The organism is Bacteroidota bacterium, from assembly GCA_016715945.1.
GTDB lineage: Bacteria > Bacteroidota > Bacteroidia > Bacteroidales > F082 > JALNZU01.
In genome coordinates this window covers 1,553,680-1,578,348 of record JADJXJ010000001.1, presented here as the reverse complement: position 1 = coordinate 1,578,348, position 24,669 = coordinate 1,553,680, and the positions used below count along the sequence as shown (strand labels likewise).

Annotated in this window: 21 protein-coding genes and 1 pseudogene; all 22 read left to right on the top strand. The window is 51.3% G+C overall.

Going from position 1 to position 24,669, the window contains the following annotated elements; genetic code table 11:
• Nucleotides 1-7: 7 nt before the first annotated feature.
• On the top strand, nucleotides 8-838 hold the full coding sequence (locus tag IPM52_05990; protein ID MBK9291156.1) for a polysaccharide biosynthesis/export family protein: 831 nt from the start codon (nucleotides 8-10) through the stop codon (nucleotides 836-838).
• 1 nt (nucleotide 839) lies between these two features.
• Nucleotides 840-3,212 (top strand): polysaccharide biosynthesis tyrosine autokinase, encoded by a 2,373-nt coding sequence (locus tag IPM52_05985; GenBank protein ID MBK9291155.1) that lies wholly within the window; start codon nucleotides 840-842, stop codon nucleotides 3,210-3,212.
• 20 nt (nucleotides 3,213-3,232) lie between these two features.
• Entirely contained in the window at nucleotides 3,233-4,348 is a 1,116-nt protein-coding gene (gene gmd / locus IPM52_05980; protein MBK9291154.1) for a GDP-mannose 4,6-dehydratase, read from the top strand.
• Nucleotides 4,341-5,306 carry a GDP-L-fucose synthase gene (locus IPM52_05975; GenBank protein ID MBK9291153.1) on the top strand — a complete coding sequence of 322 codons (966 nt, stop codon included), beginning with the start codon at nucleotides 4,341-4,343 and terminating at the stop codon, nucleotides 5,304-5,306. The genes gmd and IPM52_05975 overlap by 8 nt, the downstream gene beginning before the upstream one ends.
• A 24-nt stretch (nucleotides 5,307-5,330) precedes the next feature.
• A complete protein-coding gene (locus tag IPM52_05970; protein MBK9291152.1) occupies nucleotides 5,331-6,200 on the top strand; it encodes an ABC transporter permease in 870 nt (289 codons plus the stop codon).
• Between the two features lie 36 nt (nucleotides 6,201-6,236).
• Complete coding sequence (locus tag IPM52_05965; protein ID MBK9291151.1) at nucleotides 6,237-7,493, top strand: ABC transporter ATP-binding protein; 1,257 nt, start codon at nucleotides 6,237-6,239, stop codon at nucleotides 7,491-7,493.
• A gap of 12 nt (nucleotides 7,494-7,505) precedes the next feature.
• Nucleotides 7,506-8,528 carry a glycosyltransferase gene (locus IPM52_05960; GenBank protein ID MBK9291150.1) on the top strand — a complete coding sequence of 341 codons (1,023 nt, stop codon included), beginning with the start codon at nucleotides 7,506-7,508 and terminating at the stop codon, nucleotides 8,526-8,528.
• Between the two features lie 27 nt (nucleotides 8,529-8,555).
• Entirely contained in the window at nucleotides 8,556-9,587 is a 1,032-nt protein-coding gene (locus IPM52_05955; GenBank protein ID MBK9291149.1) for a glycosyltransferase family 2 protein, read from the top strand.
• A gap of 2 nt (nucleotides 9,588-9,589) precedes the next feature.
• Nucleotides 9,590-10,567: a glycosyltransferase gene (locus IPM52_05950; protein MBK9291148.1), complete on the top strand. Its 978-nt coding sequence runs from the start codon at nucleotides 9,590-9,592 to the stop codon at nucleotides 10,565-10,567.
• 18 nt (nucleotides 10,568-10,585) lie between these two features.
• On the top strand, nucleotides 10,586-11,473 hold the full coding sequence (locus IPM52_05945; GenBank protein ID MBK9291147.1) for a glycosyltransferase family 2 protein: 888 nt from the start codon (nucleotides 10,586-10,588) through the stop codon (nucleotides 11,471-11,473).
• Between the two features lie 399 nt (nucleotides 11,474-11,872).
• A pseudogene (locus IPM52_05940) lies at nucleotides 11,873-12,133 on the top strand (hypothetical protein).
• Nucleotides 12,133-13,131, top strand: coding sequence for a glycosyltransferase family 2 protein (locus tag IPM52_05935; GenBank protein MBK9291146.1), 999 nt, complete (start codon nucleotides 12,133-12,135; stop codon nucleotides 13,129-13,131). The pseudogene IPM52_05940 and the gene IPM52_05935 overlap by 1 nt, the downstream one beginning before the upstream one ends.
• Before the next feature lies 1 nt (nucleotide 13,132).
• Entirely contained in the window at nucleotides 13,133-14,368 is a 1,236-nt protein-coding gene (locus tag IPM52_05930) for a glycosyltransferase (GenBank protein MBK9291145.1), read from the top strand.
• Between the two features lie 33 nt (nucleotides 14,369-14,401).
• Nucleotides 14,402-15,694, top strand: a complete 1,293-nt coding sequence (locus tag IPM52_05925) for a glycosyltransferase (protein ID MBK9291144.1) — start codon at nucleotides 14,402-14,404, stop codon at nucleotides 15,692-15,694.
• A 2-nt stretch (nucleotides 15,695-15,696) separates the two neighbouring features.
• A complete protein-coding gene (locus tag IPM52_05920; GenBank protein ID MBK9291143.1) occupies nucleotides 15,697-16,851 on the top strand; it encodes a glycosyltransferase family 4 protein in 1,155 nt (384 codons plus the stop codon).
• An 11-nt stretch (nucleotides 16,852-16,862) separates the two neighbouring features.
• Nucleotides 16,863-18,221: a hypothetical protein gene (locus tag IPM52_05915; GenBank protein MBK9291142.1), complete on the top strand. Its 1,359-nt coding sequence runs from the start codon at nucleotides 16,863-16,865 to the stop codon at nucleotides 18,219-18,221.
• Nucleotides 18,222-18,234: 13 nt separating this feature from the next.
• Nucleotides 18,235-19,230 carry a glycosyltransferase family 4 protein gene (locus IPM52_05910; protein ID MBK9291141.1) on the top strand — a complete coding sequence of 332 codons (996 nt, stop codon included), beginning with the start codon at nucleotides 18,235-18,237 and terminating at the stop codon, nucleotides 19,228-19,230.
• A gap of 3 nt (nucleotides 19,231-19,233) precedes the next feature.
• Nucleotides 19,234-20,376: a glycosyltransferase gene (locus IPM52_05905; GenBank protein ID MBK9291140.1), complete on the top strand. Its 1,143-nt coding sequence runs from the start codon at nucleotides 19,234-19,236 to the stop codon at nucleotides 20,374-20,376.
• Nucleotides 20,373-20,927 (top strand): colanic acid biosynthesis acetyltransferase WcaF, encoded by a 555-nt coding sequence (gene wcaF / locus IPM52_05900; protein MBK9291139.1) that lies wholly within the window; start codon nucleotides 20,373-20,375, stop codon nucleotides 20,925-20,927. The genes IPM52_05905 and wcaF overlap by 4 nt, the downstream gene beginning before the upstream one ends.
• Before the next feature lie 5 nt (nucleotides 20,928-20,932).
• Nucleotides 20,933-21,679 (top strand): glycosyltransferase, encoded by a 747-nt coding sequence (locus tag IPM52_05895; protein ID MBK9291138.1) that lies wholly within the window; start codon nucleotides 20,933-20,935, stop codon nucleotides 21,677-21,679.
• Nucleotides 21,679-22,509 carry a glycosyltransferase family 2 protein gene (locus tag IPM52_05890; GenBank protein MBK9291137.1) on the top strand — a complete coding sequence of 277 codons (831 nt, stop codon included), beginning with the start codon at nucleotides 21,679-21,681 and terminating at the stop codon, nucleotides 22,507-22,509. The genes IPM52_05895 and IPM52_05890 overlap by 1 nt, the downstream gene beginning before the upstream one ends.
• 121 nt (nucleotides 22,510-22,630) lie before the next feature.
• Nucleotides 22,631-24,658 carry an LruC domain-containing protein gene (locus tag IPM52_05885; protein MBK9291136.1) on the top strand — a complete coding sequence of 676 codons (2,028 nt, stop codon included), beginning with the start codon at nucleotides 22,631-22,633 and terminating at the stop codon, nucleotides 24,656-24,658.
• Nucleotides 24,659-24,669: the final 11 nt, after the last annotated feature.

The window sequence follows — 24,669 nt, the reverse complement described above, 5'->3', positions numbered from 1 at the left end:
AACGATCATGACCAGAGAGGGGTTCCGGAAGTTGTTGTCATCTGCAACGCTCACAACAGCCGTCATTGTCTTTGGGCTGTTTGCAGTTTCGTGTATCCCACAGAAGAAACTCCTGCTGATGCAATACGACGAAATCAACGATAGCAGCTATGCACGGCGTTTTGCCGAAGACCCGAATTTATTGAGGGAATACCTGATTCAGCCCAACGATTACCTCTATGTTTCGGTAATGGCAATAGAGAAGGAGCTCTCGCAGTTTATGGAGCCCATGGGGGGAATCAACTTCCTGAACCAGTTCAACCAGGCCTTGATTGGTTATTATGTGGATGATGAGGGGTATATTCTTTTTCCTTACATCGGAAAGATTTACGTGGCCAATATGACGGTTCGTCAGGCACAGGAGCAGGTGAGGCAGGCAGCCCAAAAAATACTCGGAGAGCGTATCCGGATCGAGCTGAAGCTCATCAACAACTACATCAATGTGCTCGGTGAGGTGCGCAAGGAAGGTATCTACAACATGACTAAAAACAGGATAACCATTTACGAAGCACTCACCCTGGCCGGGGGGCTCACCGAACATGCCAAGCGCAATAATATTAAGGTGTATAGAAAAGTGGACGGAAAGCCTGTGGTCTATCAGGTGGACGTGACCAGTGGCAAACTCATAGGCGACAGGATGTTTTATGTGTTGCCCAACGATGTCATTTATGTGGAACCCATGCGCAGCAAAATCCTCGGGCTAGGCCCCACTTTCTCGTTTCAACTCATCTCCACGCTGCTCAGCACAACCATTACGGTCATACTTCTGATACAGCAAATCAATCTTTTAGCAAACTAAGATGGCCAAAACTGTCAACTCGGTAAAGCGCGAAATTGACCTGGGCAGGGTTTTTCAGAAATACCTGAAAAACTGGTACCTGTTTGCTGTGGCTATTGTCATTGCCTTACTTTATGCCAGGGAGCAGAACAACTATATCGAAGTCAACTACAGCATGGAGGTTTCGGTGCTGGTTGAAGACAAGGGTGCCGGTTCGGCATTGCAGGAGCGAGGGTCCATCTCGGCAGCACCGGGATTTCTTAATTCAAAACTTATTGACAATCAGATCGCTTTATTAAAATCGTATGGCCAGATCCGGCGCATTGTGAGCAAGCTCGATTTTTTGGTGAGCTACTACAGCAAAGGAAAGTATGTGGACACTGAGATCTATAAAGAAAGTCCTTTTGTAGTGGAGCACGATACCACGCGTTGGTCGTCGATGTATAAGAAGATTTACATCCGGTTTACCTCGCCGGGCGAATATCAGCTGTGGTCAGAAGCATATGGTCCTTTCAAAAATCCTTCGAATCGCAAAGTGGGTGAGCTGGTCGAAGGCAAGGGGCACGCTTTTGTAGTTCGCTGGAAACCAGGTGTGGAGCCGAAAGAGCATATCGGCAAGGATTATGGATTCGTGCTTCACGATCTCAACGGGCTTGCACGCCAGTTTTTGTCGAAGACAAATGTGCGGTCGGAGCGTGGCCCCTCGATGCTGGTGATCTCTTCTTCCGGTGCCAATAAAGACAAGGTGCGCGATTACCTCAACAAACTTGTGGAGGAGTTTCTGATCAGCAATGTGGAGCGGAAAAACAAGATATTGACCAATACCATCAATTTTATCGAACAGCAGCTCAATCAGTTGGAACAGGAGATGTGGGAGATAGAGCAGGAAATTGAAGCCTATCGCCGGCAATACCAGTTCATGTTTGTGCAGGAAAAGATTGGTACACTGCTCAAAAACCTTGATACAGAAACAAAAGACGCCAAGAACCAGCGCATCGACAATGCCTATTACCGCTATTTGTACGATTATGTGGCCAACCGCCAGAACTACGACGACATCCTGATGCCTGCCTCCATGGGTTACAATATGCCACTGTACAATGCCCTGATTGGCGAAACATCCATCTTGATACGCGAAAGGGACGCATTGTTAGCGAATTCTACTCCCGACAACCCTTACATAGCTTATTTGGACAAGCAAATTGAAGAGAAGAAAAAGTCGCTGCTTGAGGGCCTGCGGACCTTGATTGAAAACGGAGAGCGGCGTTTGCGCGAAACCGAAGAGCGGTTGTTCGAGCTCAACAAAGAGTTTCAGGCATTGCCCGTCATAGAACGGGAGTACCTCACCCTGGAGCGGAGGTATAAGATATTGCTCAATCTTGTGGATTTCCTTCGTAAGCGCAAGTCGGAAGTTGAGTTGCAAAGGGCTGCCACTGTGCCGGATCACGAAATTGTTGACGCAGCCGGTGTCAAAGGTATCCAGAACATTAGCAAGAGTCCGAAGTCGGCCATCATGAACGCCCTCATCTGGGCTTTGCTTTTGCCGGCGGTCTTCCTGTTTTTGCTGGTCTTTCTGAACAACCGCATGATGGCTGTGGAGGATGTGATGGCCAATACGGACGTGCCCATAGCCGGACAGGTTTCGCACAATACACACAAGGTAATTGCGCCTGTGCTCAAATCGCCTACATCCTACATTGCGGAACAGTTCCGAATCCTTCGCATCAAGCTTGGGCTTGATCCCGACAAGGGTGAACAGGTGGTTTTGGTTACCTCGGCTGCGTTGGAAGATGGTCGCACTTTTGTGGCGCTGAACCTTGCTTCGGCCTGCGCCAATACGGGCAAGCGAACCGTTCTGGTGACCTTCGATTTCCGCCGGCCGAATCTGGCAGAGGAAATGGAGCTCGATCCTTCGCTCGGAATCACCATGCACCTTGTGCATCAGATACCTTTGGAACAGCTGATCCAACGCACTCAGACCAAAAATCTGGACGTCCTGCTCGCAGGCCCCATTCCACCCAATCCTGACGAAATTATTGAATCGGAGCATGCACTGAGCATGTTCAAGCAACTGCGAAAACAATATCAATACATCGTCATCGACACCCCTGCCATAGGATTGTTTGGCGATGCGGTTCTGTTGAACAAATACTCGGATGCCACCTTGTTTGTGGTGCGTCATAACCATACCCGCAAGAAAGAATTTGTGGAGGCCATCAACGATGCGCAAGCCAATGGCATGAAGCGAATGATGATAGTTTATAACGACTCGAATATCCGGCTCAACGAGCGGGAGTTTGCGGCCTATGGCGAAGATTCGGCGCCATTCTCGCGTGTTTACCTGCTCTGGAGAAAAGTCAGACGAATCGTAATTGATTTCCTTAGAAAAATTTAACCAATAAAATATCAACCATTATGAGCAAAGTTGCACTTATTACAGGCGTTACCGGTCAGGACGGAGCTTATTTGTCGGAATATCTGCTGAAAAAGGGTTATATCGTCCATGGCATTAAGCGCAGGGCCTCTATGTTTAATACCGACCGCATTGATCACCTTTATCAGGACCCTGCAATTCCGGGCCGGAACTTTATCCTGCACTATGGCGACATGACCGATTCGACCAATCTGATCCGCATTGTGCAGGAAACCCAGCCGGATGAGATCTACAATCTGGCCGCCATGTCGCATGTTAAGGTGAGTTTCGACACACCTGAATATACCGGCAATGCCGATGCGCTGGGTGCATTGCGTTTGCTCGAGGCAGTAAGGTTGTTGGGCATGACCGAAAAGACCCGTATCTATCAGGCTTCAACGTCCGAGCTTTACGGACTTGTGCAGGAGGTACCCCAAACCGAAAAAACGCCTTTCTATCCCCGTTCGCCCTATGCCGTAGCCAAGCTCTATGCCTACTGGATCATGGTCAACTATCGTGAGGCCTACAATATGTATGCCTGCAACGGAATTTTGTTCAACCACGAGTCGCCTGTCCGTGGCGAGACTTTTGTAACACGCAAAATCACACGTGCGGTGGCCAAGATAGCGATGGGCCTGCAGGATTGCCTCTACCTGGGCAACTTGTCGGCCAAACGCGACTGGGGGCATGCCAAGGATTATATCATTGCCATGTACCTGATTCTGCAGCAGCCCGAACCCGATGACTATGTGATTGCCACCGGCGTGACCACCGAAGTGCGCGAATTTGTGCGTATGGCTTTTGCCGAAACCGGGATTGAGATTGAATTTGAAGGCGAAGGCGTGAACGAAGTAGGAAAGGTTGTGCGCTGCAACGATCCGCGCCATCAGGTGAAACCCGGCACCGTGGTTGTGCGTGTCGATCCCCGTTATTTCAGGCCTACCGAGGTGGATCTGCTTATCGGCGACCCGTCGAAAGCCAAAGCAAAATTGGGTTGGGAACCTACCTATGACCTACCGGCACTGGTGAAGGACATGGTGCAGTCGGACCTCAAGCTCATGCAAAAGGACAGGTATCTCAAAGATGGCGGATTTGAAATCAAGAACTACTATGAATAAAACCGACAAAATATTCGTGGCCGGTTCGACCGGCATGGTGGGCAGTGCCATAGTGCGAAAACTCAAAAGTGAAGGCTACAGCAACATTGTCGGCACTTTCCGCAACCGCCTGCCACGCTACACCCAGGGGGTGGAATATCACAAAGTAGATCTGCTTGATCAACAGCAGGTTAAGGAGTTCTATTACAAAGTAAAGCCGGATTATGTTTTCGATGCGGCCGCAAAAGTGGGAGGAATCCTATCCAACAATATCTATCGTGCGGACTTCCTCTACGAGAACCTGCAAATACAGAACAACATCATCCACAACGCCTACCAGTTCGGGGTGAAAAAGCTGTTGTTTCTCGGCAGCAGCTGCATTTATCCCAAGATGGCGCCACAGCCCATTAAGGAGGAGTATTTGCTTACGGGGCCGCTCGAATACACCAATGAGCCCTACGCAGTGGCCAAGATTGCCGGGCTGAAGATGTGCGAAAACTACAACCTGCAATACGGCACCAATTTTATTTCGGCCATGCCTACCAATCTTTACGGGCCTGCCGACAATTACGATTTGCAAAACTCGCATGTGCTGCCGGCGCTGATCCGCAAGTTTCACGAGGCCAAGGTGAACAACCACAGCGAAGTGGTCATCTGGGGCACCGGCAAACCGAGGCGCGAGTTTATGCATGTGGACGACCTTGCCGCAGCCTGTGTGTTTCTGATGCACAACTACACCGGCAACCTGCATGTTAACGTGGGCACCGGAACCGACATCAGCATTGGCGAACTGGCCGAACTGATCAAAACCATTGTAGGCTTTGAGGGCAAGCTTGTCAACGATACCAGCAAGCCCGACGGTACACCACGTAAACTGCTCGATGTGAGCAGGCTTACTGAGCTCGGCTTCAGGCCGGCCATTAGTCTCGAAGAGGGCATCAAAGATGCATACCGTGATTTTCTGGCGCACTACGCGTGACAATAAACCAAAAACACGACGTTTATGAACGGCAACACCAACAACCAGAACAGCGCAGGCTACTGGACCATGATTCTGCGACCAAAGCGAAGCATGCTCGAAGTGAACCTGAAAGAGCTCTGGCAGTATCGCGACCTGATTGCACAGCTGGTCAGGCGCGACTTTGTGGCCAAGTACAAACAGACCATCCTGGGGCCGCTTTGGTTTCTCATCCAGCCCCTGTTCACCACCTTGATGTTTGTGGTGGTTTTTGGCAACATCGCCGGCATACCCACCGATGGTGTACCAAAAATTTTGTTCTATATGGCCGGCCTTGTCGGTTGGAACTATTTTGCCACCTGCCTGAATGATACCAGCCAGACCTTTATCAAAAATGCCAGCATCTTTGGTAAGGTGTATTTCCCCAGGCTGGCCATGCCACTCAGCATCGTGATCTCGAATCTGGTGAGCTTTTTTATCCAGTTTCTGTTCCTGATCGGATTCATGATTTACTTCAGCATAACCGGAGCCGATATCCGTCCGGGATGGGAGGTGCTCCTGATTCCCGTGCTTGTGGTCATCATTGCCGGTCTCGGACTTGGTTTTGGCATCATCATTACCTCACTTACAACAAAATACCGCGACCTGGTGCACCTTATCACTTTTGGTGTAACCTTGTGGATGTATGCCACACCTATTATATATCCTCTTTCGGAGATACCCGAAAAATACAAGCCATATGTGCTTGCCAACCCGATGACCGCAGTGGTGGAAACGTTCAAGACTGCCCTGATTGGCGTTGGCGAGGTGAATTACCTGAATCTGGCCTACAGTTTCGTGTTCATGGTGGCAGTGCTGGCCCTGGGTATCATCATCTTCAACAAAGTTGAGCGCACCTTTATGGATACGGTTTGACGAAATGCAACAAGCAAACCTTTAAATGCAAAAATTATGTCGGACGTAGTCATCAAATTCGAACACGTATATAAGCAATACCGCCTGGGTGTGGTGGGCACAGGAACCCTGAGTCACGACCTGAACAGGTTGTTTGCCAGGATGATGGGTAAGGAAGACCCCACCCGCAAGGTGGGTGTTTCGAACACCCTGAGCAAGCGCGAAGGCGATTATGTGTGGGCATTGCAGGACATCAGCTTTGAGCTGATGGACGGGGAGGTGCTCGGTGTGGTAGGGAAAAACGGGGCAGGAAAGTCCACCTTGTTAAAACTCCTTTCCAGGGTAACGGCGCCGACTATGGGCGAGATAAAAGTGCGGGGCAGGGTGGCAAGCCTGCTCGAGGTGGGCACCGGCTTTCATCCGGAGCTCACCGGTCGCGAAAATATCTACCTCAATGGCTCTATCCTGGGCATGACCAAAAAGGAGATCGACTCGAAGTTTGAGGAAATTGTTGAGTTTTCGGGCGTGGCAAAATATGTAGATACTCCCGTAAAGCGCTATTCCTCAGGAATGTATGTGCGCCTGGCCTTTGCCGTAGCCGCCCACCTCGAGCCTGAAATTCTGATTGTGGACGAGGTGTTGGCAGTGGGCGATGCGGAGTTTCAGAAAAAGGCCATCGGAAAAATGCAGTCCGTTTCCCGCTCCGGTCGCACCGTTTTGTTCGTTAGTCACAACCTCACGGCAGTGGAGCAATTGTGCACCCGCGGCATCCTGTTGCAGGCCGGGCAGCTGGTGATGGAAGGCCCGATTCACGACATCACCTCTGCTTATAAAAAAGCCTCGATTGACCTCGGCAGCCTGAAACGCAGTGGCACACGGCTGGTGCAATTTCAGGATTATGCGCTCTTTGACGAAAACGGCCGGAGTACCGACGAATTTTTCCTGGGGCATGGGTTCAAGCTCCGGGCCACAGTGCAGGCCAACGAGCAGGTGGATTACAGCGATATGACCCTCGACATACGCAACGATGCCAACGAATTCATCGGTCACGTTACCGGGGCTGACGATCTGTTCGAAATCCGCGACCTTGCTAAGGGCGACAAACGTACGGTAGAAGTTGTGGTGCACAACGTCAATTTTGCGCCCGGGACCTATTACATTTCGCTCTGGCTTGGCAACCGCTACGGTACTTTCGATTACATCGAAAACTGTCTGCGTTTCAACATCAAGCAGGGCGACGACTTCATCAAGCGTCCTTTTCCGTTTGATGCGCGCGCCAAGGTAGCCCTCCGCTCCAATTGGAAGACCCTTTAATTCGGTGCTACGATGGAAAATCAACTTACGGTAAGTGTGCTGATGCCGGTTTACAACGGCCAGGATTACCTGCGGCCGGCCATCGAGAGTGTGCTCAATCAGACGTTTAAGGACTTTGAGCTGATCATCGTCAACGATGGTTCGACTGACAATACCCAGGCCATCATCGACAGCTACGACGACCCCCGGATAGTGTGCATTGCGCAGCAAAATCAGGGGGTGGCAAAGTCGATCAACAACGGTTTGGCCAGGGCCAGGGGAAAATATGTGCGCCGGCATGATGCCGACGACATTTCAACTCCGGAAAGCTTGCAGATTCAGGTAGATTTCCTGGAGCAACACCCTGAATATGTGATGGTTTGCAACCAGAGTGCCTTTATGACCGTAAGTGGGAAAGTGGCCTGGAAATACAGGGTGCCGCCAAATAAATTTTTTGCCGGAAGGCCTTATGTGGATCTGAGTTTTGACGATTTCCCGCTCGACAAGGCAAGTCCGGTGGTGCATGGCACAGCCTGTTATCGTCGAAAAGAGGTGATGGAACTTGGTGCTTACCGCACGCAATTCATTGTTTCGGAAGATAATGATCTGTGGATCAGGCTATTGGAAAAATATAAGATAGCTGTCTTAAACAATTGTACCTACCTGATTCGCATTCACCCATCGAGTGCCACCCACCGGCATGCACACAAGATTGCCCATTTCAGGCGTTTGCTGGTTGAATACTCACAGCAGCGCCGAAGCATTGGATCCGATCCCATCATGCGTGGCGAACCTGTTGAACCTCCGCCTCCGCCCCCCGATCCTTCGGCTGCGCAGCCGGCCCCGGCAAACGGTAAGCGATTGCGCGACGACCTGCGGTATATTTACGGACTGATGCTCAATGCGGGCGATTATCCCCAGGTGCGTCGTATAGCGGCCGAAATCCTGCGCGATGGCTGGAAAGTGCCCGCTACATACAAACTGCTGCTCTTCCCGCTTCTGGGCGACAGGCTGGTGCAGGCCGGTGTCAAAATTAAACGTATCTTCAGAAAATAATCAGAACGATCCCAAAGTGAATAGCCTATGTCGCAACAACCCATGGTATCGGTGGTTGTCCCAAACTACAACAGGGCCTCATTTTTGGGTCAGACCCTCGAGAGTCTGATTGCGCAGACCTATCCACATTGGGAAGCCCTGGTTGTGGACGATGGGTCCACCGATAACAGTGCCGAAGTTGCACTTGCATATCAGGCCAGGGACAGCCGCATCAGGTTTATTGTCCGGAACAGGGAGCCTCAGGGCGCGCCTACCTGCAGGAACCTCGGGCTTGAAGCAGCCGGCGGAGCCTATGTGATTTTTCTCGACTCCGACGATTTGCTTGCCCCGCATTGCCTTGCACAGAGGGTTGCCGGAATGCTTGCCCATCCTGAGCTGGATTTCATGGTGTTTCCCATGCTTGTATTTCAGGACGACCCGGCCAATGCGTCGCATTACTGGAACCTTCCCTCGGATCAGGAGCCTGATATTGAGCGCTTTCTGCGGCTGGATGCCGTTTGGCAGACAACAGGTCCGATCTGGAAACGGGAGGCTGTGCAACGCATAGGCGGCTTCACCGAAGGTCTGGCATGCTGGCAGGACGTTGATTTTCATTTGAAGGCGCTGATTGCCGGGCTGAACTATCAACATGCACAGTCGCTACCGGATGCCTACTACCGTCGGCATGTGAGTGGCAGCGTGAGCCAAAGCGAGATCAGCACACCACCAAAACTCCGGGCACGACTGCATGTGTTCCGCACGCATGCGGGCGCCCTCGCAGTGCAAGGCGCTGCCAATCCAGGTTTGCGTAAAAAACTGCAGCAACTTGGAGCCAATGTGGTATTTGGCGCCATCAAAGTTCATAATTGGGATATTGCCCGCAAAGCGCTGGCATTTGGCTTGCGCCGGCGCATTTTTGGTGTGAGGTTTACGATTGCAGCCGTGCTGCTGGCATTGCTCACCCTGTTGAGGCTTACGCGTGTCGGAGCAATAGACAGTTTCGGAAGAAAATTGACCTCGGCCTGGCGCACTTATTCAACTATCGGTCATTATACCTACACAAACCAACAAAAGAACTGAACATGGAGTCAGGAAAAATTCTGGTTTCGGTAATCATACCGGTCCGTAACGGCATCGACACCCTGGAGCGTTGCCTCAACGGTTTGTTGCGTCAGACGGTAGCCGATCGCATGGAAATTATTGTCATCGACTCCGGTTCGACCGATGGCACGCTGGAGCTGCTGGCTAAGTATCCTGTAAAAGTGCATCCTATTGATCCGAAGACCTTTAACCATGGCGAGACCCGCAATCTGGGCGTGCAGCTTGCCCGGGGCGAATTTGTGTTCATGACAGTGCAGGATGCCAGTCCGGCCGATGACAAGGTGCTGGAGCTGATGATTTCGCATTTCGACGATCCCTTGGTTGCAGGGGTATGTGGTCAGCAGATTGTGCCCCATGAGCGCGGCAAAAATCCGCTGCAATGGTTCAGGCCGGCCTCTGAGGCTACACCCTTCAGCTATCATTTTGCCAATCCCGAAGAATTTGCCCGAATGCCCGGCCACGAACAACACAAATACTGCAACTGGGATGATGTGGTGGCCATGTATCGCCGCGAAACCAAGCTCAAGGTTCCGTTCCGCAAACTGATGTTTTCCGAAGATACCCTATGGGCCAAAGATGCCCTGCTGGCCGGCTACAAGATTGTTTATGATTACAGGGCCAGGGTGTATCATTACCACCATCAGGATTACAAGTTCTATTTCAAGCGCAGCTATATTATTCTTTATCAGAACTATAAGTTCTACAACTACATCAAGTTTCCTTCCAACCCGTTCACCAAGGCATTGCGCATCATTGTACGTCTGGCACGCATGAACGAGCTGAGCCTGGCCGAAAAGCTGCGTTGGATGCGCTACAATCTCACCTTGCTCAGGGCGGCATGGGCTGCGGCCCTGATTTTCTGGTACAATGCCCGGTTGAGGGGAATAAACGGCGTGGAGGCTTCTCAGAAAAAATATGTGGGGTTTCCTCCGCAGGGTGTACAGGCAAAAAAATCATAAATAAAAATCATGAAAGATATGAGTGCCTCTGACCAACCATTGGTAAGTGTGCTGATGACCACCTACAACCGGGAGAAATACCTGGCACAGGCCATCGAGAGTGTGTTGGCCTCCACCTACCCCAACTTTGAGCTCATCGTGGTCGACGACCAGTCGAAGGACCGAAGCCTCGAAATTGCACAATCGTATGCTGCCAAAGATCCGCGGGTGATTTCGGTGCTCAACGAAAAGAACCTGGGCGATTATCCCAATCGGAACAAGGCAGCCAGTCTGGCCAAGGGAAAATACCTGAAGTATGTGGATGCTGACGATATGATTTATCCCCACGGTCTGGAAATCCTGGTGCGGAATATGGAGCAGTTTCCCGAAGCCGGTTTCGGTTTATGTTCGTTGCCGCAGGATCCGGCACGCCTGTATCCCTTTGTGCTTTCGCCCGAGGAGGCCTACCGGAGGCACTATTTCGATAAGCAGCTTTTTCACAAGGCTCCGCTTTCGGCCATCATCCGCAAAGATGCCTTTGAAGCAGTGGGCAGGTTCAGCGGCCGGCGCTACCTGGGCGACTTCGAGATGTGGCATGTACTGGCAGCCCGCTATCCTGTGGTGCTTATGCAACAGGGTATTGTGTGGTACAGGGTGCACGAGGAGCAGGAAATGCAGCACAATCGCACCAACCTGAGCATACCGTTCAAGTACCTCATGTGCGCTGAGGAAATGCTTAACAAACCCGAGTGCCCGCTCAACGAATCGGACCGTAGAAAAGCGCTCGACAAGGTGAAATGGAACCAGGCAAGGTATATCCTGGGCGTGGGTAAAAACCATTCCCCAAAAATCATGCGCGAACTCAAAAAGGAAAGCGGCATGAGTTGGCCGGAGATCTTCAAACGCGTGTTGAACAAACCTAAATAGTTGACAGCCATGAATATCACCCGCGAAAAGATCATGGATGTGGTGCACAACCCGCTGAAGATTTTTGTGTGGTTGATCACCCGTTTGCCTTATTTCAACTTTATCAGGCATACGCAGGACCAAAACGACCGGTACACCTTCAATATGTGGTTCAAGCAAAAGGTGCTGGGCTACAACCGCGAAGCTTACTGGCCGGTGCATTTTACCAGCCGCATCAAAGGAGCCCACAATATCCTGGTGGGTGTGGGCACAAACCCCGGTTATATCCCCGGATGCTATATTCAGGGTTCGGGCAAGCTCACCTTTGGCGACTACACTTTCCTGGGGCAGAATGTGGGCGTGCTGAGCGGCGGGCATGAAATATACGAGCACATGAAACAGTTCGCGAGCGAGACCCACATCGGGAGCTATTGCTGGATTGGCATGAACTCGGTGATCCTGCCCGGAGTTACGCTTGGCGACTTTACAATAGTCGGTGCAGGTTCGGTGGTTACCAAAAGTTTTCCGGAAGGCAATTGCGTGATTGCCGGCAATCCTGCCAGGCTGATCAAAAAGCTCGATCCCGACAAGCTGGTGCGCCTCGATTACAAACACAAATACCACGGTTATATCCCCAAAGAAAAATTTGAAGCATTTCGCAAAAAACACCTCAAGGTCTGATGTCAACAGCTACCGATAAACCCCTGGTGTCCGTTGTGGTGCCGGCCTACAATGCTGCGCCTTACATACGCGAGTGTCTCGATTCGGTGGTGTCGCAAACCTGGCCCAATTGGGAGGCTTTTGTGGTGGATGACGGCTCGACCGACGACACGGTGGCCATTGCACGCACCTACGAAAGCGACCGTCTGAAGGTCATCGTTCAGAAAAACAGCGGAGCATGCGTGGCGCGCAACAAAGGACTGAGCCTTTCGCGAGGTAAATACATCCAGTTTCTGGATGCCGACGACCTGATCAGTGCCGACAAGCTCGAAAAGCAGGTGCTGGTGCTGGAGCAAAACCCCGGCTACCTGGCTGTTTCGGCCAACGTGCATTTCATGCATGGCGAGGACTACCGCAAGATGGCCCCACGCGAGGAGAGCCGTTGGATTTTCGACACCGACGACCCTGTGGATTTCCTTGTGCGTCTCTACGGTGGCTATGGCGAGCGCTGGATGGTGCAAACCAGCAGCTGGCTTACGCCACGCAGCATCACCGATGCCATCGGTCCGTGGAATGAGCAGTTGCTGCTCGATCAGGATGGGGAATATTTTGCCCGGGCGGTGCTGGCTTCCAAAGGCATACGCGTTACAGGTGGCGTTAACTATTACCGGCGCTTTGTGGCCGGTGGCAATATCTCGGCCAAATACAACAAGCGTGAAAACCTTTTGAGCGCCATGATGGCCCTCGATCTCAAAGCCTCCTATCTGCGAAAGCACACCCAAAGCGAGGCCAGCCTGCGTGCGCTGGCAACACTATATCTCGAAATAGCCATCAATGCCTATCCCAACAATCCGGATATCGTGGCCCGCTGCGAAGAAGTCATCCGGCAATATCCAGGCAGGGTGAGCCTGCCTGTGATGGGTGGAAGGCTGGTGGAAATTGTGAAAAATACCCTTGGCTGGAAGGCCGCCAAGCGGTTTCGTATGACTGTGCATAAACTTTTGAATAGGAGCAGTTGACATGAGCAGGCGAATTTGCATACTCACCCAAAGCCATCTCTGCCGCAATCCCAGGGTCGTAAAAGAAGCCAATCTGCTGGCTGACAATGGATTTGACGTTAGCATCCTGACTACATTTACCTATGCCGGTTTGCTGGCCGAGGACCGCCAATTGCTCCACCCCTCGGTAAAACTCAACGGGGTGGTGGACGTGATGCCAGAAACCTCCCAAAAGGCTTACCGCCTGTATGCCAGGCTGCAACGCCGTCTGGCCGGTGAGGCTGTCGCCCGTTTAGGATGGCAAAATCCGTATGCCCTGGGTTACGACTATGGCCGCAACCTCAGGGCTGCCCTGAAAACACAAGCCGATCTTTACCTGTGTCACCAGGAAGCCTCGACCATCATCGGCACCGTATTGCTGCGCAAGGGCAGGAGGGTAGGCTTCGACTTTGAGGATTGGTATTCGCACGACCTGTTGCCCGAAGCCAACCGCACTCGTCCGCTCCGGCTCCTCGAAAATGCTGAGCGTTTCGCATTGCGCAATGCGCATCTGTGCTACACCACCTCCCACGCCATGGCCGAAGCTATGGCGGAGTTTGCGCAAGCCCCTAAACCACAGGTACTTCTCAATGTGTTCCCCCTTGCCGAACGCGAATGGATGGACGGCAGATTTCTGGACCGCAACGACTTTCGGACCCCCTCGCTGCACTGGTATTCGCAGACCATTGGCCCTGGCCGCGGCCTGGAGTTTATTGTAGAATGCCTGAACATGATCGATGTTCCGGTGCAGCTCCATTTGCGCGGCAACATCTTCGGCGGGTACGACCAGACCCTGTTGGGTATGCTAAAGCCCGGGAAGGGTCATGTTATTCATTTTCATGGGCTTGTGCCGCACCGCGAACTGCTGTCGCGTATTGCAGAGCACGATATTGGCCTGGCCACCGAAGAATACAATCCGCCAAGCCGCAACCTGACGATAACGAACAAAATATTGCAGTATCTGCTGGCCGGAATACCTGTGCTGGCCAGCGATACGGCCGGGCAGAAGGAAGTTGCGGCTCAGGCCAGAGACGCCGTGGACCTGTTCAAAGGCAAAGACCACGGGAGTTTTGTGGCAGTGCTCCTCGACTGGCTTAAACAGCCCGAAAAGCTCAAAGCCCGGCGTGAAACTGCCCTCAGCCTTGCAAAGGAAAAGTTTTGCTGGGAAGTGGAGGGCGCCAGGCTGCTCGGATGGGTGGAACAATTATTAATGCATTAAAGAATTCGATTAATTGACACGATGCCTGCAAATATGAAACACGTTCTGGTTATTTCGCCAAATTTTCCTCCTGTCAATGCGGCCGATATGCACCGCATCCGGCAGAGTCTGGGTTATTTCGAGCAGTTTGGTTGGAAGGCTACCGTGGTGGCCGTAAAGCCGGAGTTTGTGGAAATGGGTCAGGATCCTTTGCTGGTCAACACCTTACCCGCCGATGCCGAGGTGTATTACATCAACGCATTCAGGCCCCAGACTACCCGTAAGTTTGGCCTGGGCAACCTCGGCTATCGCTCCTTGCTCCAATACAACAGCTTCTGCAGCAGGCTGATCCGCAAACGGAAGTTCGATCTTGTTTACTTCACCACCACACAGTTTCCGGTGATGGTGCTTGGACGCATCTGGAAACGCAAATTCGGACTGCCTTTTATCCTCGATATTCAGGACCCCTGGCGCAATGATTTTTACCTCGACAAACCAAAACACGAACGCCCGCCTAAGTTTTTCTTTGCTTACCGCATGGATAAATACCTTGAGGCTTTCACCATGAAGCGGGTTGATGGCATCATCTCGGTCTCGCCCGCCTATCCGAAGATGCTGATGGAGCGCTATGCCCGGCTCAAACCTGAGATGTTCAGTGTGATTCCGTTTGGGGCTGCCCCCATTGATTTTGAGGTGCTTAAGCAGGCTGAACTCCATAACAGACTATTCGACAAGGACGACGGAAACATACATTGTGTTTATATCGGACGTGGCGGGCACGACATGGCGTTTGCCCTGAAAGGAATTTTTGGAGCACTGAAAAAAGGACTTGAACAACAACCTGAATTATTTGGACGCATACGCATGTATTTTGTGGGAACTTCCTATGCGGCTGAGGGACTGGGCCAAAAGACAATTCTGCCTGTTGCCGAGGCCATGGGTGTGGCCGGACAGGTGACGGAAATCACCGACAGGCTGCCCTATTTTGTGGCGCTCAAAACACTTTCGGAAGCCCAGATGCTGGTGGTGCCCGGTTCGACCGACACCCAATATACCGCTTCAAAGCTCTATCCTTACATTTTGGCAAACAAGCCGATGCTGGCAGTTTTCAACCGGCAGAGCAGCGTTGTGGAAGTGCTTCGCAACACCAGGGCCGGCGAGGTGGTGCCTTTCGACAACGAGGAAGATACTGGCCAGCTTGCCGATAAAGTGCTCGCACAATGGAAGGAAATGATCAGCCGGTTGCCCTACCAGCCCGACACCGACTGGGACGCTTTTGAGCCCTATACGGCCAGGGAGGCCACACGCAGACAGGTGGAGTTTTTCAACCAAATTGTGGGCCAATGAAGATGAAAAAGTTAGCTATCATATCCTCGCATCCTATCCAGTATAATGCCCCCATGTTTGCTTTGCTGGCGGCAAGGGGCGTGGTGCAGCCCAAAGTGTTTTACACCTGGAGCCAGAGCAGGGAAGGGCTGTTCGACAAAGATTTCGGAAGGGCCATTCAATGGGACATCCCCTTGCTCGATGGTTATGAGTACGAGTTTGTTGAAAATGTCGCTGCACAACCCGGTCCCGGCAGTTTCAAAGGAATTGACTGCCCTGCGCTCAACGAGCGTATCCACCAGTGGAAACCCGACGCATTGCTCGTTTACGGTTGGAACTACAAAGCTCACCTGGGTGCAATGCGTTACTTCAAGGGCAAGGTGCCGGTGTACTTCAGGGGCGACTCGACTTTGCTCGACGAGGCACCCGGACTAAAGACCATGGCCCGCAGGCTGTTTCTGCGCTGGGTGTACAGCTATTGCGACGGCGCTTTTTATGTGGGGCAGAACAACAAAGCGTATTTTCTCAAACATGGTTTCCGGCCGTCCGAACTGTTCTTTGCACCGCACGCCATCGATAACCGGCGTTTCGACGACCCTGACGGGAGTTATTCCCGTAAAGCGCTGGATATGAGGGGAAACATCCGTATTGCTCCGGATGAAGGCGTGTTTTTGTTTGTGGGTAAGCTCGAGCCAAAAAAAGATCCGCTCTTGCTGCTGGATGCGTTTACGCAGGTCAATCCGGCAAAATGGCATCTGCTATTTGTTGGCAACGGTATGCTCGAAAACGAACTTAAGCAGCGGGCCGGAAAACTGCCCAGGGTGCATTTCATGGATTTTCAGAACCAAAGTGCCATGCCGGCGGTGTACAGGATGGGCGAGGTGCTTGTGCTGCCATCCAGTGGACCAGGCGAGACCTGGGGATTGGTGCTCAACGAAGCTATGGCCTGTGGCAGGGCAGTCGTTGGCAGCACAAAGTGCGGGGCTTCGGCCGATCTGATCACAAACGGAAAAAATGGCTTTACCTTCGAAGCCGGCAATGTGCACCAACTGGCTTCGGCTTTGCAACAATTTGTCAGCAAGCCTGAACTTGCAACTGCATTCGGCCACGAAAGCAAACGCATCATAGCCGGTTGGAGCTTCGAGGCCATAGCCGAAAGTATTGAGAAAAATATCTGACAATCAACAATATGCTCTGGACGCGGAGAACACTCGGACTGGTTACCTTTGGCATTGTCACCTTTGCCTATTTCGAGCTGTTTACCGACCTGTATTTTGTCTCGGCCATTGGGTTGGCCATCTCTTTCGGCGTGATTGTAAAGTTTGTGCAAGACCTTGGCCAGCGCATCGAAATCCGCGACCTGATAGCCTTCATGGCGCTGCTTCAGTGGATTGTCGGCCCTGTGCTGGCTTACAATGTTTTGCCCTACGACGAGCTGTATTATATGGCGGTGGACGAAGCCACCTATATGCACTATGTGGTGCCGGCCTGTATCGCCATGCTCATTGGCCTGTATTTCCCGTTCAGCGATGAGCGCATCATCAATAAAGAAGATATTGACAAAGTGCGCGAGTTTCTCGAACCACGGAAATATCTCGGTTTTTTGCTTGCCGGCATTGGGCTGGTGGCGGGATTTGCCTCAAAGTTTCTGCCTAAAAGCCTGTCGTTCATGCTGTTTTTGCTCTCTGGTCTGCAATTTGTCGGGGTGTACATCATCCTGCTGACGAGGTCGAAAATCAAGTGGCCGGCCTTTGCAGCGGTCATGGGTTCAGTCATTTATCAGGCGGTGCTCATGGGTATGTTTGGCGAGCTTGTACTGTGGATGCTTTATTCGCTCATCATCGTTTCGTTTGTGGTGAAGATTCCCATGTGGGGAAAGCTCTCGGTGATCAGTGTGGGTTTGTTGCTGGTGTTGCTGCTGCAATCCACCAAGCAGGAATACCGAATGGCCACCTGGTATTCGGAAAAGACCAAGAGCAATGCTGAGATCTACAAGGATGTGATTTCGTCGCGGCTGGAAAACCCCTCCATGCTGTTCGAGACAGAGATGCTGCAAAACATGGGGGCGAGGCTCAATCAGGGATGGATTATTGCCCGCATACTCAATCACATGCCCGAAAACTATCCATTCGTCAAGGGTCAAACAGTTCGCATGGCCCTGGAGGCATCGCTGCTGCCGCGTTTTCTGGCACCCAACAAGGTGATGGCTGGCGGGCGGTTCAACTTCGAACGCTTTACCGGTACCGAACTGCCCGAAACCACCAGCATGGACATTTCGCTGGTCGGCGAAGGCTACGCCAACTACGGAACCACCGGCGGCATCATCTTTCTGTTCTTTATTGGGGTGTTCTACAATCTGGTCATCACACAAATCATTGCACTCTCAAAAAAATATCCCACCTTGCTGTTGTGGCTGCCCCTGCTGTTTTTCCAGGTGATCAAGGCCGAAACCGACCTGGCCACTGTACTCAACCACTTTACCAAAGCAGCCATGGTGGCGTTTGGGATTTTCTGGGGGATGACGCGTGTGCTCAAACTCGAAATGTAATAACCAGGGCTGTATGAAGATCAATGTTACCTACTTTTTCAGGAAGCCATTTGCCGACTACTTCAGCATCGAAGAGTTGTTTGGGTTTATTCAGTCGGCACTTCCCGGCCACATCGTATTTCGCAATTACTACCTCAAACGCTACAGCAAAGGCTGGAAAGACCGGTTGCTGAGTTGTTTTGAAGTAATTCCCCACCAATCCGATATCAACCATATCACCGGCGACATACATTTTGTGGCATTTTTCATGCGCAAGCGCCGCACCGTGCTCACCATTCACGACCTCGAAGTGCTCCGCCGCCTGAAAGGTGTAAGCCGTTTTGTGGTCTGGCTGTTCTGGTTCTACCTGCCTGCCCTACGCGTGAGATACATCACGGTGATTTCGGGCTTTACCAAAGAGGTGCTGCTGAAAGAGGTGCGCATCAGTCCCGATAAGGTGGTGGTGATTCACAACTGCGTTTCGCCGGCCATCCAATACAAGCCTAAACCTTTCAATACGGTCAGGCCCAATATTTTGCACATTGGCACCGCGCACAATAAGAATCTGGAGCGGCTCATCGAAGCCATTGCCGGCATGCCTGTGCACCTGACCATACTCGGCCATCTGCGCGACCACCAGCTGCAGCTGTTGCAGCAATACAATGTGGAATACACCAATTATTTCAACCTCAGCTACGACAAAGTGGTGGAGCTTTATCAGGCCTGCGATCTGGTGTCGTTTGTGTCGCTCTACGAAGGATTCGGCATGCCCATCATCGAAGCACAGGCCACCGGCAGGCCGGTTGTTACCAGCAATTGCACCAGCATGCCCGAAGTTGCCGGCGAGGGCGCCCTGATTGTTGACCCGACCCGGACCGGGCAAATCCGCGAAGCCATAAGCCGCATCATCAGCGATGAGGCTCTGCGCGGGCAACTGGTCGAAAAAGGACTTGAAAATGTGAAGCGTTTCACGCCGGCTGCCATTGCCGCCCGTTACGCCCAATTGTACGAACAAATGCTAAACTCATAGCCTATGATCAGGGTGATTTCGTTTATCGACTGGTACTGGCCCGGCTACAGGGCAGGAGGTGTGCTTAAGGCCTTTTCGAACCAGGTGAGCCACCTCGAAGGACATTTCTACTTTTACATCATCACCCGCAATGTGGACTATCAGCACGAGGAGCCATACGACAATGTGATCTCCAACCAATGGAACAAAGTAGCCCCGAACGCCGAGGTGTTTTATTTGTCGGCCGACAAAATCAATTATGGTACATTAAAACAGCTTGTGAACCAGACGGATTATGAAGTGGCCTACATCCATGGGGTGTATTCGCCCTACTTTTCCATCCTTCCCATTCATCTGGTAAGGCGCAAAGGCGCAAAAAAAATCGTGCTGAGCGCACATGGCATGCTGGGCAGGCATGCCCTGGCCGTGAAATCTGCCAAAAAAACCACCTTTCTGAAGCTTTTCAGGGCTTTGGGTTATTATCGGAATGTGGTGTTTCACGCTGCAAATCAGGCCGAAGCCGACGACATCCGGCAGGCCATGGGGCAAAATGCCAGGGTGGTGATTGCCGAAGAGCTTCCTATGAAAGTGAATACCAATGCCTGGGAACCCCGTCCGAAAAAGCCCGGCGAATTGAAGATATGTAGCATAGCCCGCATCTCGCCCGAAAAAAACACGGCCTATGCCATCGAATGCCTCAATAAATGTCGCTCCGGGCAAATCACCTATGATTTGTATGGGCCGGTGTACGACAAGGAGTATTGGGAAAAATGCACCCAACTTATCACTCATGCGCCTGAAAATGTAACTATTAACTACAAAGGTAGCCTGCAGGGCGACAAAGTGCTCGATACCCTGAAACAGTATCATGCCATGTTTTTGCCCACCACTGGCGAAAATTTTGGCCACACCATACTCGAAAGCTTTATGGCAGCAACGCCTGTGCTCATCAGCCAGAACACCCCCTGGCGCAATCTTCAGCAAATGCAATGCGGTTGGGATCTTCCGCTCGAGCAACAAAATGAATTTGTTAGGGTGCTCGAAAACCTGGCAGGAATGGATCAGTCTGCCTATGATGCCTGGTCGGAAGGAGCACTCCAAAAGGCTGTCCACTTTCTTTCAGATAACACTATTGTGGATCAAAACGTTAAATTGCTGATGCCATGAACAAGACAACCGACCTGTCGCGCTACACCCCCGGTGGATACTATCCGGGAAACTGGCTCAAACGTATCCTGTGGTATTTTGTCAACGTGCTGTTTTTTATCAATCCACTTAATCCCTCCAGTGGTCTTAAAGTGCTGATATTGCGTCTGTTTGGTGCCAAGGTAGGCAGGGGAGTGGTGATTAAACCGGCGGTTAATATCAAATACCCCTGGATGCTTCAGATTGGCAACCACAGCTGGATAGGCGAGCGGGTTTGGATAGACAACCTGGCGCCTGTCAGCATCGGCAACCACTGCTGCATATCGCAGGGCGCAATGCTGCTTTGTGGTAACCACAACTTCAAAAAAGTAACCTTCGAGCTGATGACCTTGCCCATCACCCTCGAAGACGGCAGCTGGGTGGGCGCTTTTGCCATTGTTGGCCCGGGGGTCACCTGCGGAAGCCATAGCGTCCTGGCCGTGAATTCTGTGGCCAACCGCAATCTTGAACCATATGCCATCTATCAGGGCAATCCGGCTCAAAAGATCAAACAACGAATCATCGAAGACTAACAGCCATGAAAGTTTCCATTATTACCATTTGCTACAACAGCGGGCATTCCATTGCCGATGCCATCAGTTCGGTGCTTTCGCAGACTTATCCTGATATTGAATACATTATCGTGGATGGAAAGTCGAAAGACAATACCGTTGAGATTGTCCGGTCGTTTGGCGACCGCATTGCAAAATTTGTCAGCGAACCCGACAAGGGCATATACGATGCCCTGAACAAGGGCATCCGCATGGCCACCGGCGATGTGATCGGATTTATGCATTCCGACGACATATTTGCCAGCAAAGACACCATTGCCCACATGGTGGAACTGATGAAGCGAAGCGGTGCCGATTCGGTGTACGGCGATTTACAGTATGTCTATAAAAGCGATACCTCCAAGGTGCTTCGCTACTGGAAATCAGGAAGTTTTAGTCGTACAAAACTGCTCTGGGGCTGGATGCCGCCACATCCTACGTTTTATGTCAAAAAGACAGTGTACGATAATTACGGCATGTTCCGGACCGAGTTTCGCATAGCGGCCGATTACGACATCATTCTTCGGTTTTTGGGAAAGCATCGCATCAGCACAGCCTATTTGCCGGAGGTGATGGTGAAGATGCGTGTGGGTGGGGCAAGCAACCGCAGCCTCAAAAACATTATCCGCAAAAGCAAGGAAGACTGGAAAGCAATCCGGGACAATGGTGTTGGCCACATCCATACGCTGATATTCAAAAACTTATCTAAAGTTACTCAGTTCATCTTCAAGTAGTGCATCGCAAACTCCTTGCCATACCGGTTTTCAACGAGCAGGAGCGGCTGCCTGGTTTGCTTGCCAGGCTTAGCGCCCATAAGCCTTACGTACTTTTTGTGGACGATGGCAGCAGCGATTCCAGCCGGGCGCTGATCCGTCAGCATGGTTTCCAGCTGATAGGTTTTGGGATCAACCGGGGCTTGTCCGAGGTTTATCGCCAGATTTTCAGTTATGCCAGGCAAACCGGGGTGCATCGCCTGCTTCTTATGGATGCCGACGGTCAGCATGAGCCTGAAAATATCCCTGCATTTTTCCATTTGCTGAATCAACAACCGTTTGTATCGGGGCGCAGGTTCGACAGCCTGGCGACTGTTCCGACCTACAAGGTGGCATCCAATCTCTTTGCCTGTCAGCTTGTACGCGAGCTTTTTGGGCTGGCCCTTCCTGATGTGGCCTGTGGTTTCAGGGGATTCAATCTTCAGATGCTCACACCCGATCAATTGGAACTTACAGGTAATGAGCGTTTTGAAGGTTTTTATGCGCTTTTGTTTCAGCTGCTTTCCTCTGGCATCCGGCCTGCCTATCTGCCCATCAAACCCATTTATCATACAAACTGCCTGCCCGGAACGCCACTGACCGAACTCAGGGGGCTGATTGGTGCAGCTTCAGATTTTGACAAGCACGGGCTCATCGAGACCAACGGATTAAACAAGCTTATTGACACCTCCCAGACTTGTTTTGTAACTTTGGGAGACTATACATTCCGGGTAACTGTCCCTGATGAAAAACTGGCAAGGTTTGAGCTCGTTCATGGTGATCCGGAAAAGTATTTTTCTATGTTCTCCTGAAATCGGAAAAAATGTCTTTTTTGGAAAACAACTACTGCGTATTAAGTGTATAAGTGTCATGATGTCAGATATATATAGTTTGTGGCATATAAATTGATAATTTCAAAGAAAATTCTGTCATATGAAATACCTGAGCTACCTTTCGATTGTATTATTGCTGATTGTTGCTTCGTGCAAAAAGGGAGACGACCCCAAGGATAAACCCATCAAGTCGATGGATGAGCTGGTGGTTTCGCCAAACTTTAATTACACCATGGTCAGCGAGTCGAACCTTAAGGTGACGGTGAAAGATCCTCAAGGGACACCAATTGAAGGGGTACGTCTTGAGATCTACCGATCGTACAACGAGGAAACCGACGAAGGTGCGCTGATGCTGACGGGCATCTCAAATGCCCAGGGTGTTTTTCAGAGCCAATATCCTCTGGAAAACATTGCTGATACCCTTTATCTGGTAACCCGCTACATTGGTTTGCCGGCTGTAACCACCGCCCGTGTTACGAATGGCACACTCGATGTGACCATTGGCGGGCCACAGCCGGAACCACAATTCAAAGGCTCGTATGGCATCGGACAGATGGACGCAACTTACCAGCCTTTGTGCTCTTACAACAGCCAGGGTGTACCTTCCTGTCTGATTTTGCCTCGCGATGTGATCACATCCGATTTTCTCGACGACGTCAATGCCGCCTTGCCCGAACGCAGGCCTGTACCCCAATATAATCCGCACTACCTCGCCGAAGGAAACCAAACCGACCTGCGCATCCTGGAAGATGCGGATGTCTGGATCACCTTTGTGCACGAAGGTGCCGGCTATCGCAACACAATAGGATTTTACACCTACGATCTTAATAATCCACCCACCTCTGTAAATCAGATTCAAACAATCTATCTGGCTTTTCCAAACTTTTCATACCTTAACAGTGGCGGTGGTCTTCGTTCAGGTGATAAAGTTAAGCTCGGCACGTTTCCTGCTGGAACAGGAATAGGTTGGGTGCTTATTGCCGATGGTTTTCAGAACCTTACCTTCAACAGCAACAAACCTCATTATTACTCCAATCCGAATTTCAATCCTGAAAGCGATCCATCCAAACGTCAGCACAACGTACTGCTCTACGATGCTGAGCGTCAGAGGTTTCTTATTAGTTTTGAGGATATTAACCGCATGAGCTCAGGCTGCGACAACGATTTCAACGATGCAATTTTCTACGTTACCTCAAATCCTATCACAGCCATCGACTATACCAGCATGCCCCTTGTGGATCCCAACCTGATCGACAGCGATGGGGATGGTGTGGTGGATGCCATCGACGACTACCCGAACGATCCGAACCTCGCGTTCAACAATTATTTCCCCGGACGCAACCAACAGGGCGGGCTTTCGTTCGAAGACCTCTGGCCCGAAAAAGGCGACTACGACTTCAACGACATGGTGTTGTCTTACAACATCAACCAAATAACCAACGCTCAGAACCTTGTTGCCGAAATCAGGGCAACCTTCACGGTGGATGCGGTTGGTGCAGGTTTCAAAAACGGATTTGGTTTCCAGCTCAACATTCCTCCGTCGCTTGTGCAATCTGTAACCGGAATGAACCATCGGGAGAATTTTGTTACCCTGTCGCCAAACGGTACAGAGGCCAGCCAATCGAAAGCGGTGATTATTCCATTCGACAATGTGTATAATCTGTTTGCTCCACAGATCACTTCAGGATTTATCAATACCCGGCCAGGCATGCCCTACGTGGAGCCAAAGAGCATTACTGTCACAATTAAACTCACTCAACCACAGACGCTTACAGCACTATCGCTGCCTCCATACAATCCTTTCATCATCGTAAACAAAAACCGCGGACGCGAAGTACATCTGCCCGGATATGCGCCCACCGACAAAGCTGATCCATCGCTGTTTGGCACAGCTGATGACGATACCAATCTTTCCACCGGAAAATACTACAAGTCGAAAACCAACCTGCCCTGGGGCATGCATACTCCGGTCCGGTTCGATTACCCGCAGGAACGCGAACCTATCATTGATGCCCACCTGGTTTTCGGGCAATGGGTGCAAAGTTCCGGTTTCAGTTACATGGACTGGTACATGCCCAAGACGGGCTATCGCGACAACAGCAAGATCTATCAAAGGGGAGGAAATTAACAAAGACATCA